Here is a 14,450-nt window from a genome sequence, read left to right on the forward strand (position 1 = left end):
TGTGGGGTACGTGCATTCGAGCGGCGCATCGCTACCCCTTGACGGCTCCGGCGGCGAGACCGGAGACGAAGTAGCGCTGCAGGAGGATGAAGATGATGACCAGCGGCAGGGACGTGATCAGCGAGGCCGCCATCAGCGCCGGCCAGTCGGCTGTGCCTTCGCGGATGAACGCCTGGGTGAGGCCGGCCGGAAGCGTCTGCTTGTCGGGCCCGGCCAGCGTCAGCGCAAAGAGCAGATCGCTCCAGCCGCGCATGAAGGCGAACATCCCCGCGGTGATAAGACCGGGAACTACGAGGGGGAAGACGATGCGGAACATGGTTCCGGTGCGCGAGAGGCCGTCGACCTTCGCCGCCTCGAGGATGTCATCGGGAAGGGCGTCGATGATGCCCTTCAGCAGGAACACCGCGAGCGGCAGTGTGAACGTCGTGAACGAGATGATCAGCGCCGTGTAGGTGTACAGCAGGCCCGCAGAGCTCAGCATCAGGTACAGGGAGATGAGCAGCAGCGCGCCGGGGATCAGCTGGCCGATCAGGAACATGAACATGATCGCGTTGCGTCCGCGGTAGCGGAACTTCGACAGCGAGTACGCCATCAGCCCGCCGACCAGGACCGCGAGGACGGCCGTGCCGGTGGAGACGATGACGCTGTTCAGGAGGTTCTTCAGCAGCAGGTCGTTCTGGAAGAACCCGACGAAGTTCTCGATGGTCGGGTCGACAGGGAAGAACGGGCGGTCCAGGGCGAAGACGTCCTCCTTCTTGGTGAAGGCGGTGGCGGTCAGCCAGTAGATGGGGAGCAGACCGAACAGCGCGAGCAGCAGGAGCAGGATTCGGCCGGGGATGGACAGATGGGGGCGGATGATCGACTCGCCGATGTCGCGACTACGGCGCATCACTTCTCCAGTCGTCGGTTGAGGAGCAGGTAACCGCTCGAGATGATCGCGAGCAGGACGAGCCACAGGGCACCCATCGCGGAGGCCTTGCCGAGCTCGTAGCTGCCGAACGCGAGGTGGTAGAGGCTGACCGCGAGAGTGGTGGTCGAGTTACCGGGCCCTCCTCCGGTCATGACGAAGATCGTGTCGAAGTTGCCGAAGTTGTAGATGAACTCGAGCACCGCCACGAGCGTGACCGGGCCGGCGATATGCGGCAGGGAGATGTAGCGGAAGCGCTGGACCCTGGTCGCCCCGTCGATGGTCGCCGCTTCGATCTGCTCGCTGGGGAGCGTTTGGAGCACCGCGAGCGCCACGACCATGATCCAGGGGAACGAGTGCCACGTCTTGGCGATGACGACGGCCGCCATGGCACCGACGGGCTGCCCCAGCATGCTGACCTCGGGGAGCCCGAAGGTCGAGAGCACGTGGTTGACGACGCCGTAGCTGTCGTTGAAGATCCACGCCCACAGGAACGAGACGACGACGCCGGGCAGCAACCAGGGCAGCATCAGCGCGCCGCGCAGGATGTTGCGGCCGCGCATCCGTGCATTCAGCAGGAGGGCGAGAGCGACGCCGAGCACGAGCGGGAAGACCGTGGAGAGCGAGGCGAAGATGAGGGTGGTGCCGAGGCGCGCGAAGAACTCGTCCCAGATCGCCACGTAGTTGTCGAGGCCGACGAAGGTGCGCTCGGGGCGCAGGAGCGATTGGTCGTAGAGGCTCGTTCCGATGCTCGACACGAGGGGGAAGATCGCGATCACGAGGAACAAGAGGACCGCGGGGAGTGCGATCATGAATCCGAAGGTGCGATCCTTCGCACCCAGCGTGGAGCGGCGCCCGGAGCGTTGCTCGACCTGCTCGCGACTCGCAGGCCGCTCGAGGGTGGCTTGTGGCATTGCATTCACTTTCCGAGTAAGGGAAGACCCCGCACGGGGCCCTGCACGTCGTCGTCGCAGTCGTCGGCGGTGACGTGCGCTTAGTCAACCACAATGCGGATGCGAAATCCACAAAATGCATAAGACACCCACATTTGTGTTGCTCGGCATCATTTCTCTCATTAGGATGACTGGCAGCGGCGACGAGCCGCAGCGTCGCACGAGCGGCGGCAGAGTGGAGGAGCAGACACGATGGCATCGGAATCCGTGGGCGGCACCCAGACGGTCGAACGGGCGATGTCCTTGCTCGCCTGCTTCACCGAGGAATCGGGCGAACTCCGGGTCTCGGAGCTGTGCACCCTGACCGGCCTCGGCCAGTCCACGGTCTCCCGCATGATGTCGGCACTCGACCGCATGAAGTTCGTGGTGCAGGACGGTCGCACCGGCCTCTACCGCCTCGGCCCCGCCGCCGTCTCGTTGGGCACGATCGCCATCAACGGGTCGCCGATCTTCCGTGCCTCCCGTCAGATCGCCCAGAACCTCGCGCGCAAGATCGAGATCGGCGTCAATGTCGCCGAACTCAGCGGGTTCACCTTCACCTACCTCTGCAACTTCGAGGGCGCCCTGGCGCCGAAGTCCTTCGCGATGGCCGGCCGCACCGGCCCTCTGCACGCCACGGGCCTCGGCAAGGCGCTGCTGTCCGGCATGCCCAGCGCCACGGTCGACGAGTACTTCGCACAGACGCCCCAGCGGTTCACCCCGCATACGATCGTCGACCGCGACGCCATGGAGGTCGCGCTGGAGGAGACCCGCAGCCGCGGCTACGCGACCGAGATCGAAGAACTCGCCTTCGGCCGCGCCTGCATCGCGGCGCCGATCCACAACCGCGCCGGCGAGATCGTCGCGGGCCTGTCGGCGAGCGGCCCGCTCTCGGTGCTCGACCTGCACGCCCCCCACCAGGAGCTCGCCCTGCAGCTGATCGAGGCGGCAGACGAGATCTCCGTCGCCCTCGGCTACAGCCCCTCCCGCACCGCGAACTCGTTCGCGGCCCTCTGAGCCCCCTGCCGCGGCGCACGCGGCAGCTCGACCACACTGCGGCGGCACCGGCCGTCGGCAGCTCGCCCCGCTCTGCCTTTGGAGACCCTTGTGAGAATCGCGCGCGTACAGACCTTCCCGCTCTACCTCTCGAAGGAGGACGCCGACAACTCCTACGCCGGCGACACCGCCGTCGAGCACCGCGGCTACGTCATCCGACCGCCATGGCGCAGCCTGTACTCCCCCGGCTACGAGACGCTGCTGGTGAAGATCGAGACCGACGACGGCCTCGTCGGCTGGGGTGAGGCCCTCGCCCCCGTCGCCCCGGTGGTCGCCGCCGCCATCGTCGACAACCTGCTCACCCCGCTGATCCTCGGCGAGGACCCCCGCTCCGTGCGCACCCTCTGGCACCGGATGTCGGAGTCGATGCGCGAGCGCGGACACCTCACCGGTCACCAGGCCGATGCCATGGCCGCTGTCGACATCGCGCTGTGGGACCTGTGGGGCCACGCGACCGGGCTCTCGGTCTCCGAACTGGCGGGTGGGCGCTTCACCGAGGTCCTGCCCACCTACGTCTCCGGCATCCGCGGTGTCGACGATGCCGAGCGCGCCGACAAGGCGGCGGAGCTGGTCGAGGCCGGCGTGCGCCGCATCAAACTGCACCTCGGCGTGGACATCCGCACCGACCTCGCGACGTACGATGCGATCCGCGCGGTGCACCCCGACCTGGACCTCGCTCTCGATGCGCATTGGACGTACCGTCTGGGCGAGGCGAAGACCCTCGGCCGGGAGCTCGATGACCGTCACGCGTGGTTCTTCGAGGCGCCGCTCGCACCGGAAGATGTCGAGGGCCACCGCGACCTCGCCGCCTCGCTCTCCACGCCCGTCGCGATCGGCGAGGCGATGCGGAGCCGCTTCGAGTTCACCGACTGGCTCACGCGTCGCGCCGTCGGCCTCACACAGCCCGACATCGGACGCACGGGCATCACGGAAGGACTCGCGATCGCCGCCGTGTCCGATGCCTTCCACGTGCCCGTTGCCCCGCATCACTCGGCGGCCTTCGGCATCGCGATGGCAGCAGGTGTGCATGTCGCGGCGAGCGCCACCTCGCTCCTCGCCTTCGAGTACCAGCCCTTCACGCTGCCGGTCGCCAACCGTCTGCTCACCACCCCGCTCGAGGTGCAGCCCGACGGCGGCTTCCTCGTGCCGACCGGCCCTGGCTTGGGCGTGACGGTCGACGAGACCGCCATCCAGGAGTACGTGCGGCACTGAGTCTCTCCCCTCGCCTCTCGATCACGAACGGGTGGGTGGGTCCGGATCCGATCCGGCCACACCCACCCGTTCTGTCGTCCGCCCCGATGAGCGGGTCAGTCGCCGACGCGCACGAACTGCGCGGCACTCACCCGATGGATGCTGGTGTTGCGCACCTCGAGCCGCACGCTGCCGACCGCGTCGGCGTCGTAACGATAGGTCCCGAGCGACCGCCAGGCGGCGGCGCCCTCCGTCTGGTTCACGATCACCTCGGAGTCTCCGTCCTTGTGCGTGACGATGTACGCGGCCGAGGTCGTCGTCGTGGCATTCGTCGGATACCAGACCGAGACGCGATACAACCCCGCCTGTGGGAGGTCGGCGTTCCAGGTCACGGTGCTGCCGACGGAGTCGTTGTCGCTGTACCGCGTACGTGTGCCGTTCCAGCCCGACAGCCCGCTGGGATACCAGTTCCCCGCCTCGAGATAGCCCGGCCAGGGCGACTGCGTGTGGGTGATCACGCCCTCGTCGGCGATGCGGACCAGCACGCCTCGGCGCAGCGTCTGGTCCAGTCTCGCTTCGAAGCGCGTCGACGAACCGGGCGCGACACCGGAACCGGCCGTCACCGTCCAGGTGTGGGTCAGATCGGATCTCGGCGGCACGGTGATGGTCGCGCTCTGCGGTCCGACACTCCACCCTGTGGTGCCGTAGAGGGCGAGCGTGCCCTGCAGCGGAGTGACACCGGTGTTGATGACGACAGCGGTCAGCTTCGCGGTGGCACCGGGGCCACTGACGATCGCGGTATCGGTCGACAGCGACACCAGCCGGCGCCGGTCGATCACCTCGATCGTCGCCGCTCTGAGCGCGACGGCGGACTCCCCGGGAATCGCGAGCGAACCCTTCACCTCGACCTCGCCGAGCGTCGCGTTCGCGGCGATCACGACCGCCGCTTCCACTCTGCTCGACTCCCCTGCAGCAACGGAGACGGCCGGCACGGAACCCTCCAGCTGCCATCCGCTGGGCAGGGTGAGGGTCACCGTCCCCGCGATCGTCTCGTCCGTGGCGTTGCGCACCTCGATCGCCAAGGGCACACGGTCGCCCGCCGTGCCCGTCGCCTGGGCCACCACGTCGCCCACGACCGCGCTGTTCTGTCCGCTGATCCGCGGGGGCACCCGCAGCGTGACCTCCGAGGTCGCCGTCCCCCCGGCGGTGATGGTGTACCGGAACGTCTTGGTCAGGTCATCCACCGGGATCGTCCACTCGTAGGGATAGCCCTTCGCCGGTGCCTGCTGCACGGCCTGGTCGCCGATCCGGTAGCTGAGCGTGGCCGTCTCCTCCGTGTCGATCTGCACGTAGGCGTCGTAGCCGTCCCCGCCGGGACGCACCAGCAGCATTCCCCGCGCGAGGCCGTAGTCGGTCGCCGGGTCGGTGTCGACCTCGTGGAACGTGTCCCGCCCATGATCGACGATGTCATCCGATGGCAGCGCCGGCTTCTGCACCTCGACGTCGCGCACGACCAACGCGAGCAGCCCGCGCGCCGGCACACTGACAGTGATCCGGCCGTTGTGCGCGGCCTGCGTGGAGCGGCTGCCATCGGCGGCGACCACCTCGACGGCCGGCGCCGCGGTGCGGGGCAGCCCGGTCAGGTCGCTGGAGAGATCCACCACCACCTGCTGCGCGCTCCCGGCGGAGTTTGTGAGGCTGATGTAGAGCGAGTCGTTCCCTGTTCCGGCCAGCCAGTTGATCAGAGGGTTGTCGAGGGCGATCAGTCCGGCCGGGAAGTACGGCCACACGCCGTCCTCGCCGAAGAACGTGCCTGGGGCGTGGCCGTAGGCGAAGAACTTGAAGTACGCGAAGTCCGCTTCGAACACGTGGGGGAAGTCGATACTGCCCGCGCTCCGGTAGAAGCTCTCGCTGATCAGGTAGTCCATCGCGAGACCGAGCTGAGCGGGAGCGTGGTGGAAGTAGTACCCGGTGATCCCGACCGGCCCGCTCGTGGCGAAGCCCGGCTTCATGTGCGCGACCTGGAACTGACGCCCGTAGTACCCGGGGTACGTCGTGAAGCGCCCGATCACCATGTTGTGCGCGACATCGGCGATCAGCGCGTCGCCGGTGTGATGCGCCAGGCGCAACAGCGCCCCCGCCCAGCACGGATTGAACACGTATCCGCCGCCGGGGTTCGCGAGCGTGCTGAGCCCGAGCTTGAAGGAGGACAGCGCCTCGAAGGTGAGTCCGGACGGCGACACGTACCAGGCCGGCACGGTCTCGGTGGGGACGCTCGTGGTGGGATAGCTGGGCAGCGAGCTGCGAGACTCCCAGTCGTACTGTTGCGTGATCACGGGACCGGAGGGCACCGTGACGTTCTGATCCGGCACCGGCCTGACCGTGGTCTGCGTGAGGAAGCGCTGCACCTCGCGATACGCGCCCTCGAGGAACTCGTCCTCGCCGGTGACCTCGAACAGTTCCAGCAGGTCGACCCAGTACTTCGAGAAGCTGTACGCGAATCCGCCGGGGGGCTGCCCGTTGCTGCGGTACGGGGTCAGTATCTGTTCCTGCACATAGCGCGAGCCGATGAGCTTCGCCTCGGCGAGGTAGGCGGGGTCACCCGTGGCACGATACGTCGCCAGGGCGTTCGCGAACGGGGCCCTGCTCTGCCCGACCGTCCCCGCCTTGGTCGCCTGCACGGCGAGACGCTGGATGCCGGCGTTCCGGCCATGCGTGAGCTGATACAGGGCCGTCAGGTTCACCGCATCCGTGGGTATCCGTCCGATGCGGTACTGCGTGGTGTCGTTGTAGACGGGACTCCCGATCACGGGCGAGTGCCCGATACCCTTCCGCGACAGTTGGTACTCGATGAGCGGACGGGCGCGGCGGTCGTACAGCGTGCTGTCCGCCGTGCCGGTGAGGTAGTGCGCTGAGAGCACCACCCCGCTCGCCGCGGCACGCACCGCATCCTCGTTCTCGACGTCGACGAATCCCTTGGCCCGATTCCACCACCCGGAATACGAGGGGATGTAGTCGACGGAATCGTCACCGTCCGGCTCGACGGCGATGAGTTCGGTCATGGCATGCACGGCGTCGGTCAGCGAGCGGTCGTAGACGTTGTGACGATAGGCCGTCAGCCCGTACTCCCCGCGGCACAGCTGCGAGTACGTGCCGTAGAGCGTGTCTGCGCGGGCCGCCAGCCCGAAGGCGAAGCCGCGCTGCTGTCCGACCGTCATCGCGGTGCGCAGACCCGGTTGCGGGGCGTACATGCAGGGCACGATGTCGAGGCTGTCGCTACGCAGGCTCATCCCGTAGGGCTGCCGATCCGCCATCAGCTGACGCTCGTGCACGAACTCCGCGACCTCGGCCGGCAGATACACGCCGGAGGTGACGGGGACGTTGCCCACGGCGTACTGCGTCAGCGCCATCGGAGCGAAGAGTTCCCACGCGCCGAGCGGCGCCGAGCCATCGAGCACGGAGAGCGCATGCTGGTACGAACCGCACAGGACCTCGTCGAGGTCGTCGAGCGCCTTGGAGTCCTGGCTCTGATAACCGACGATGTAGTCGCCCGCCGTCTTGGCGGTGAGCACGTAGTGCGCTTCCGGATTCGCGCCTTCCAGTCGCCACCGGACCACGAGGTCGATGTCGTCCGTGCTCGTTCGCAACTCGATCGCCTGCGTGCCGAGCACCTGATGCGAGGTGAAGCCCAGCCAGCTCGGCTGCAGGGGCCCGTAGAGCTCCGGCGCGCTGCCGGCGGGGAGCGTGCCCTCGAAGACGATCCACTGCTCGTCGAAGCGGTGAGCAGGATCGGTCAGCAGCAACCATCCGCCGTCGTGGGCGACCTCGAGATCGCGGACGATGGTCTCCCCGCCGTCCCACTGCGCCCGGTAGAAGGTCATCCGATGGTTCTGCCCCACGAGCTGCGCGATCTGTGACAGCGCCAGGTTGGGTTTGGCGAGTCGGCGCAGAGCGTCGGGATACGCCCCCGGGGTCGTGGTGGTCGCCGACGCGGGCGCCGCGGCGCCGAGCGGCGCCCCCACCACGGGAGGGAGGACACCGGCGATCACGAGCATCCGCAACACCGACCGACGGCTCCACAGCAACGAACCGTCATCAGGCTCCGCATTCATCTTTGAATCCATGATGCACATAATGCAATCTATATGCGAGCATGTCAATGGATCGACGACCACCGCGCGCGCCCGGCGGTAGCGTCGTCAGGCAGGCACCCCGCAGCGAAGGACGTCGCACGATGACTCACGATCGACCCGAGGAGATGACCGAGTACTCTCTCGGCGCCCTGATGACGGCACCCCCCGCACCGGAGGGCCCCGCGGACTTCGACGCCTTCTGGCACGCCACCTTCAGCGAGTTCGGCACCGGAGCCGTCTCGTGGCGCCACACCCGCGACCTCACAGCCACCGACACGCATCGCGTCAGTGAGATCCGCTTCGACTCATCGGCCGCGGAGCACGCGGTCGCCTACCTCCTCGTCCCGCACTCACCCTCATCGGCGCGACGGGGACTCGTCGTCGGACATGGCTACGGAGGACGCAGCGCCCCCGACCTCGACCGCGTCCCTGCCGACACCGCGGCCATCTTCCCCTGCGCTCCCGGCACGCACGCAGGGACGCACAGCCGGTTCCCGTCATCTCCCGACGAGCACGTCCTCGCCGGCATCACACACCGCGACACCTACTCGCACCGGTTCGCGGCCGCGGACATCTGGCGAGCCGCCACGGTTCTCCTCGAGATCGCCCCCTCGGTCACCGACGCCCTCGATTTCAGCGGCGGGAGCTTCGGCGGAGGGATCGGCGCGATGGCCCTCCCCTGGGATACCCGGTTCCGCCGCGCCGTGCTCGACGTGCCGAGCTTCGGCAACCACTCGATCCGACTCACCCGGCACTGCACCGGAAGCGGCGAGGCCGTGCGGCAGCATCTTCGCGCTCACCCGGACGCCCGCGCCGTCGTGGACTACTTCGACGCAGCGACCGCCGCCCGGCGCGTGCACATTCCCGCGCTGGTCATCGCCGCCGTCCTCGACCCCGCGGTCGACCCGCGCGGACAGTTCTCGGTCTATCACGCGCTCTCCGGGCCGCGACGACTCAGCGTGCGCGCCGCCGGGCACCTCGATGGGCCCACCGGGGTCCTGTCGGATCAACTGGCACTGCAGCACGGTATCGACTTCCTCGCGCTACCGGACGAACGCCTCGCCTGACCCTCACCCGCGACGTTCGGTCGTCTCGCGCGACCGGACTCACAGACAAGACATAGCGTTCTCCATAGAAATCACATAGGAGATTCCGCAGAATGGTCACATGAGCAACGACCTCCCCGAACTGCGCCGCCCCGACGGTTCCCCCCTGCGCATCCTCGCGGTCGACGACGAGCAGATGCTCACCGACCTTCTCGCGATGGCACTGCGGATGGAAGGGTGGGAGGTGCGCACGGCATCCTCCGGCCTCGAAGCGCTCCAGGTCGCGCGGGAGTTCGAACCCGACGCACTGGTGCTCGACATCATGATGCCGGACCTCGACGGCATGGCCGTGCTCAAGCGGCTCCGCGAGTCCGGCAACCTCGTGCCCGTGCTGTTCCTGACGGCGAAGGATGCCGTCGGCGAACGCGTCGCTGGCCTGACAGCGGGCGGTGACGACTACGTCACCAAGCCCTTCAGTCTGGAAGAGGTGATCGCGCGACTCCGCGCCATCATCCGTCGTACCGGACACGCCACCGCCGATGACGGTCAGTCGATCCTCCGCGTCGCCGACCTCACCCTCAACGAAGACAGCCACGAGGTCATGCGCGACGGCACCGAGATCGACCTCACGGCGACCGAGTTCGAACTGCTCCGCTACCTGATGCGCAACGAGCGCCGCGTGCTGTCGAAGGCGCAGATCCTCGACCGCGTGTGGAGCTACGACTTCGGCGGCAAGTCATCCGTCGTCGAGCTCTACATCTCGTACCTGCGCAAGAAGATCGACGCGGGACGCACCCCGCTGCTGCACACCGTTCGCGGCGTCGGCTACATGATCAAGGCGCCTCAGTGAGCACGACGGGGATGATGCGACGGCCGATGAGCCTGCAGACACGGCTCATGACCGCCGTGATCGGGTTCGTCTCGCTCATCCTCGTCATCGTCGCCGTCATCACCAGCGCGACGCTGAGCCGGACGCTCGAGGACCAGCTGGATCAGAAGCTGATCGCCAATGCCCGCGCGCTCACCTCATGGGTGGAGCGGGTATCGCCGACCCAGGCAACAGTGGACAACGTTCTCCGCGGCGAGGTGCCCCAGTCACCGGGCCTCCTCTTCGTGGTCTTCAGCCAGGTGACCGGTGCAAGCGGAGTGATCGTCTCCAGCGCCGAGGACGAGCTCAGCGGAACCATGACGGCCCTGAGCACTGTGCAGCTCACGCAGATCGCCGCTGCGCTCGGCACCGACCACGTCGCAAATGTCACGATCGATGACGTCGGCTCCTACCGCGTGGCCATCACCTCGACTCAGAGCGGAATCGCCGTCGTCACCGGACTACCCCGTGCCGACATCCAGAACCAGCTCGCGACCCTCCTCACGGTGATCGCACTGGCGACGCTCGGCGGCCTCATCCTGCTTGCCCTCACCACGGCGGTCACCATCCGTGTCAGCCTCCGGCCGCTGCGTGCAGTCGCTGCGACGGCGATGCGTGTCGCGAATCAACCGCTCGACCGCGGCGAGGTGACCATCACGGAGCGCATCCCGGCATCCGAGGCCGATCCCCGCACCGAGACCGGGCTCGTCGGCGCCTCGCTGAACACGCTTCTCGATCACGTGAACACCTCGCTCGCAGCACGCCAGAAGAACGAGGAGCGGATGCGGCGCTTCGTCGCCGACGCCAGCCATGAGCTGCGCACGCCACTGGCCTCCATCCGCGGATACTCCGAGCTCTCGCTCCGCGCGCTGAGCAAGCAGTCGCCGGAGGAGGCGATCGAAGGCACCACCTCGTCGCTCGAGCGCATCCAGGCGCAGTCGCTGCGGATGACCCGCCTCGTCGAGGATCTGCTGCTGCTCGCACGCCTCGACGAAGGACGAGAGCTCGTCTACGGCACCGTCGACCTGGCCCAGCTCGCCCTCGAGGGCCTCTCCGACGCCCGCCCCACGGCGATCGATCACGAGTGGAGCATCGAGGTCCCCGAAGAGCCTGTCGTGATCGTCGGCGACGCCGGGCGCATGCACCAGGTCGTCGCGAATCTGCTGGCCAACGCGCGGACGCACACGCCCGCCGGCACCGTGATCACCCTCAGCGTCTCCCAGGAGGACGACGAGGCGGTGCTGCGCGTGCACGACAACGGACCGGGCATCGACCCCGGTGTGCGCGATGAGCTGTTCGCACGCTTCGCCCGCGCCGACACCTCCCGCGCCAGGCAGACGGGGGGCACCGGACTCGGGCTCGCCATCGCGAAGGCGATCGTGGAGGGCCACGGCGGTCACATCACCGTCGCCAGCGAGCCCGGCGACACGACCTTCACGGTGCGGATCCCGCTGAACCCCGCCCGCAGTGCGGCGACCGGCTCCGCTTCCTGACCTGGCGTTCGCGCGGTGGTCGCTGCCGCGACCGCGACTGCGACCGCGACGTGCAGGATCATCGGCGACATGCAGGAGGATGTCCCAGGAGTTCCTCCTGCACGTCGCGAATCGTCCTGCAGGTCGGTACCGGCCGACGGTCAAACCGCCTCGACGCGGACGCGCACGCGTCCGAGCGCGGCGAGGATCGCCGACTCGACGAGGGGCCACTCGTGAATGACCAGGGCGTAGTCGAACCGGAGGGTCTCCAGCCCCTGTACGGACGCCCAGGCGTCCCGACGCAGATCCTTGTGCCGGAGTGACGGACCATCGTGGTTCTCGACCCCGTCGACCTCGAGAAGCAGCAGACCGTCGATGACGAAGTCGACCCGCCCGACATCACCGATGCTCTTCTGGCAGGCGACCAGGATACCGATGCGGTGAAGACGCAGACGGACGATGGACTCCAGGCCGCTGTCCGCATCGTTCCGGGCGAAATCCACGAGCCATCGCGCATACGTCGGCAGCCGACGGCGGATGCGCGCCCGGGCCGATGCACTGATCCTGCGCTGCCGCAGCCCCGATTCCAGTGCCGCGAAGAACGCCTCCTCACCCCGGCACTGATGCACATGGATGAGCACCTCTTCGAGCGGAGCCAGGCCGAGCACCGTGCGTCCGGTTGCGAAGTGACTCACACATCCGCAGTCCCGGTGATGCACGCGCCCGTGCGCCCCCATCCAGACGTGCGGGGCGAGGTCGGTCTCAAGCGACCAGATCCCGTGCAGACGCAGCGCCCGTGAGCAGGTCAGCGCGCCGCCATGCTCGGTTGCCGTCACGACATCCGCATCCGCCCCTCGCACAGCGAAGACGCCCTGCCGGACTCGGAGGATGCTGCCGTCGCGAACGGCGCTTTCGAGCACACGCCGGTCGATTCCGAACTGGTGGAGAAGGGTCCCTCGCGCCACCCCGCCGTGGTGTGTGAGGACGTGGTCGAGTGTCAGCATCCGTCGATCATGGCGCTCGTGCGCCACCGACGATGTCTCGGGTGCGAGGAAATGTGGACATCGCGCGACCAGCCGGTTCGGTGCAGGACGGGTCCGCCCGCTCAGGCTACCAGCGGCGTGCGGGAGATCTCGCCGGATGCAGGAGGATCCGTGGGGAGTTCGTCCTGCAGGTCGCCAAACCTCCTGCAGTCGGCGAGGCGGCAGGTCGCCAAATCTCCTGCAGTCGGCGAGGCGGCAGGTCGGCGGCGAGGCTGCGGCGGCGCGTCAGTAGCCGGCGAAGGCGTCGGTCGTGAGACTGTGGGCCTTCTGCAGTGCCGGCGCCAGGTCGGCGATCAGCCGCGGTGGACCCGAGATGAAGGCGTGGCGTGCGGCGAGGTCGCCGACGGTGCGCTCGAGTCCTTCTGCATCCAGACGAGCACCCTGCGCCCAGGTCCAGTGCGCGGGCAGATCGGCGGGTTCGTCCTTCGTGAACACGACCGTGCGCACACCGGTCGCGGCGAGCTCGTCGCGGAATGCCAGCTCCGCCGCCTCGGCCGCGACATACACCAGCACCACGTCGCGCCTCTGCCCCGTCGCCTGCAGCTGCCGCAGCTGCGAGACGAACGGCGTGACACCGATCCCGGCCGCGAGCATGAGCACCGGTGTCTCACCGCGCGGCAGGATGAAGTCGCCCCAGGTTCCCGTGACGGCGAGCACGGCACCGGGCTCCGCCTCCGCGAGCGCCCGCTTGTAGCTGGACGGATGCTTCTGATCGCCGTTCTTGTAGGCGATTCGCAGCGTGGGCAGGTCGGCCGGCGCAGACACGATGCTGAACTCGCGACGGGTGCCGCGGGCATCGGGCCGGTGGTGCGGCACATCCAGTTCGAGGTACTGACCGGGCAGGAAGGCCAGCTTGCCCTTCGCGCGGAAGGTCAGCTCCTGTGCCGTGGGGGTGATGAACGCACGTCGTTCGAGAACCAGTCGCACCGAGCCACGCAGTGCGAACGCGAACGCGAGCAGGTTGCCGATCAGCAGCGCGCGCTCCTGGCCGAGCGTGAACAGTCCGGCGACGGAGATCGGCCATCCCGCGAGTAGACCGACGAGCACGGCGACGGAGAACTGCTGCCACCGGCGGGGCGGCAGCGTCAGCGGCTCGGAGAGCATGAAGGCACCGAGGAAAAGGAACGGCGACTGGAGCAGCGCGAACTGCAACGCGGTCGAGAAGTCGAAGGCGAGGTCGAACTGCTGCGCCTGCACGACCTGTCGCACGAGCGAGGTCACGAGTGCCACGACGAGGAAGAGCAGCACCACGCGCACCTTCTCGGTGCGCCACAGCACAGCGAGCCCGAGGAGCGCCACCGGGAGCGCGAGCGACGGCGTGCCGACCCACCACGACGCCGACGTCCCCAACCACTCGAAGGCGCCGAACGAGCCCACGATCGATACGACGGCCGCACCGAACGCCGCCGGGTTCAGGATGTGCCGGCCGCGCCAGGCGATCAGATATTTCGACAGGCTCGCGAGCGCTCCCGCGACGGCGAGCCCCAGCAGCGTGGTCGGTTCGAGACCGGGGCGGAGGACGAACAGCAGGATCAGTGCCGTGACGAGAGACGACTCGATCCGCCAGGGAAGGCGGAGGATGCGCTGCACCACGGCGTCCACCACGGAGATGACCACGGCGAGCACCACGAAGGACGCGAGCATCTCGAGGGGCGTGGGCGAGACGATCACCCCCACCAGTGAGAGCAGGAAGGCGATCACCGCCAGAGCCACCAGGGCGAACAGCACCAGTCGGTACATCGACAGGGCACCCAGCAGAGCGAGAACGCGCTGTCGGGCTGCGGTGAATGAGGTGATCACGG

At 68.1% G+C, this 14,450-nt stretch carries 10 protein-coding genes; 5 read left to right on the plus strand and 5 right to left on the minus strand.

All coding sequences use genetic code 11. From position 1 onward, the window contains the following. Positions 1-31: 31 nt before the first annotated feature. Positions 32-889, minus strand: a complete 858-nt coding sequence (locus MRBLWO12_RS09145; protein ID WP_363558573.1) for a carbohydrate ABC transporter permease — start codon at positions 887-889, stop codon at positions 32-34. Further along, positions 889-1,821, minus strand: a complete 933-nt coding sequence (locus MRBLWO12_RS09150; protein WP_363554734.1) for a carbohydrate ABC transporter permease — start codon at positions 1,819-1,821, stop codon at positions 889-891. The genes MRBLWO12_RS09145 and MRBLWO12_RS09150 overlap by 1 nt, the downstream gene beginning before the upstream one ends. A gap of 231 nt (positions 1,822-2,052) precedes the next feature. Here MRBLWO12_RS09150 and MRBLWO12_RS09155 point away from each other — a divergent pair, with 231 nt between their 5' ends. Both MRBLWO12_RS09155 and MRBLWO12_RS09160 read left to right on the plus strand, forming a co-directional pair. Beyond that, positions 2,053-2,856, plus strand: a complete 804-nt coding sequence (locus tag MRBLWO12_RS09155) for an IclR family transcriptional regulator (protein WP_363554736.1) — start codon at positions 2,053-2,055, stop codon at positions 2,854-2,856. Positions 2,857-2,946: 90 nt separating this feature from the next. Then, positions 2,947-4,107: a mandelate racemase/muconate lactonizing enzyme family protein gene (locus MRBLWO12_RS09160; protein WP_363554738.1), complete on the plus strand. Its 1,161-nt coding sequence runs from the start codon at positions 2,947-2,949 to the stop codon at positions 4,105-4,107. A gap of 95 nt (positions 4,108-4,202) precedes the next feature. Here MRBLWO12_RS09160 and MRBLWO12_RS09165 read toward each other — a convergent pair whose 3' ends face one another. Further along, on the minus strand, positions 4,203-8,210 hold the full coding sequence (locus MRBLWO12_RS09165; RefSeq protein WP_363554740.1) for an NEW3 domain-containing protein: 4,008 nt from the start codon (positions 8,208-8,210) through the stop codon (positions 4,203-4,205). 110 nt (positions 8,211-8,320) lie between these two features. On the opposite strand from MRBLWO12_RS09165, the gene MRBLWO12_RS09170 reads away from it, so the two are divergent. The 3 genes from MRBLWO12_RS09170 to MRBLWO12_RS09180 all read left to right on the plus strand — a co-directional run bounded on the left by MRBLWO12_RS09170 (position 8,321) and on the right by MRBLWO12_RS09180 (position 11,626). After that, on the plus strand, positions 8,321-9,286 hold the full coding sequence (locus MRBLWO12_RS09170; RefSeq protein WP_363554742.1) for an acetylxylan esterase: 966 nt from the start codon (positions 8,321-8,323) through the stop codon (positions 9,284-9,286). 100 nt (positions 9,287-9,386) lie between these two features. Further along, positions 9,387-10,115 carry a response regulator transcription factor gene (locus tag MRBLWO12_RS09175; protein ID WP_363554744.1) on the plus strand — a complete coding sequence of 243 codons (729 nt, stop codon included), beginning with the start codon at positions 9,387-9,389 and terminating at the stop codon, positions 10,113-10,115. Between the two features lie 47 nt (positions 10,116-10,162). After that, positions 10,163-11,626 (plus strand): sensor histidine kinase, encoded by a 1,464-nt coding sequence (locus MRBLWO12_RS09180; protein WP_363554746.1) that lies wholly within the window; start codon positions 10,163-10,165, stop codon positions 11,624-11,626. 140 nt (positions 11,627-11,766) lie between these two features. Here the strand turns inward: MRBLWO12_RS09180 and MRBLWO12_RS09185 are convergent, their stop codons facing one another. Both MRBLWO12_RS09185 and MRBLWO12_RS09190 read right to left on the minus strand, forming a co-directional pair. Beyond that, on the minus strand, positions 11,767-12,609 hold the full coding sequence (locus MRBLWO12_RS09185; protein ID WP_363554748.1) for an endonuclease domain-containing protein: 843 nt from the start codon (positions 12,607-12,609) through the stop codon (positions 11,767-11,769). Between the two features lie 264 nt (positions 12,610-12,873). Beyond that, positions 12,874-14,448 (minus strand): FAD-dependent oxidoreductase, encoded by a 1,575-nt coding sequence (locus MRBLWO12_RS09190; protein WP_363554750.1) that lies wholly within the window; start codon positions 14,446-14,448, stop codon positions 12,874-12,876. Positions 14,449-14,450: the final 2 nt, after the last annotated feature.

Origin of the sequence: Microbacterium sp. LWO12-1.2, assembly GCF_040675875.1 — a bacterium.
In the GTDB taxonomy this organism is placed as follows: domain Bacteria; phylum Actinomycetota; class Actinomycetes; order Actinomycetales; family Microbacteriaceae; genus Microbacterium.

Coding starts and splice junctions, on each gene's coding strand:
- MRBLWO12_RS09145 (WP_363558573.1), bottom strand. CDS start 889: ATGCGCCGTAGTCGCGACATCGGCGAGTCGATCATCCGCCCCCATCTG.
- MRBLWO12_RS09150 (WP_363554734.1), bottom strand. CDS start 1,821: ATGCCACAAGCCACCCTCGAGCGGCCTGCGAGTCGCGAGCAGGTCGAG.
- MRBLWO12_RS09155 (WP_363554736.1), top strand. CDS start 2,053: ATGGCATCGGAATCCGTGGGCGGCACCCAGACGGTCGAACGGGCGATG.
- MRBLWO12_RS09165 (WP_363554740.1), bottom strand. CDS start 8,210: ATGGATTCAAAGATGAATGCGGAGCCTGATGACGGTTCGTTGCTGTGG.
- MRBLWO12_RS09170 (WP_363554742.1), top strand. CDS start 8,321: ATGACTCACGATCGACCCGAGGAGATGACCGAGTACTCTCTCGGCGCC.
- MRBLWO12_RS09175 (WP_363554744.1), top strand. CDS start 9,387: ATGAGCAACGACCTCCCCGAACTGCGCCGCCCCGACGGTTCCCCCCTG.
- MRBLWO12_RS09180 (WP_363554746.1), top strand. CDS start 10,163: ATGACCGCCGTGATCGGGTTCGTCTCGCTCATCCTCGTCATCGTCGCC.
- MRBLWO12_RS09185 (WP_363554748.1), bottom strand. CDS start 12,609: ATGCTGACACTCGACCACGTCCTCACACACCACGGCGGGGTGGCGCGA.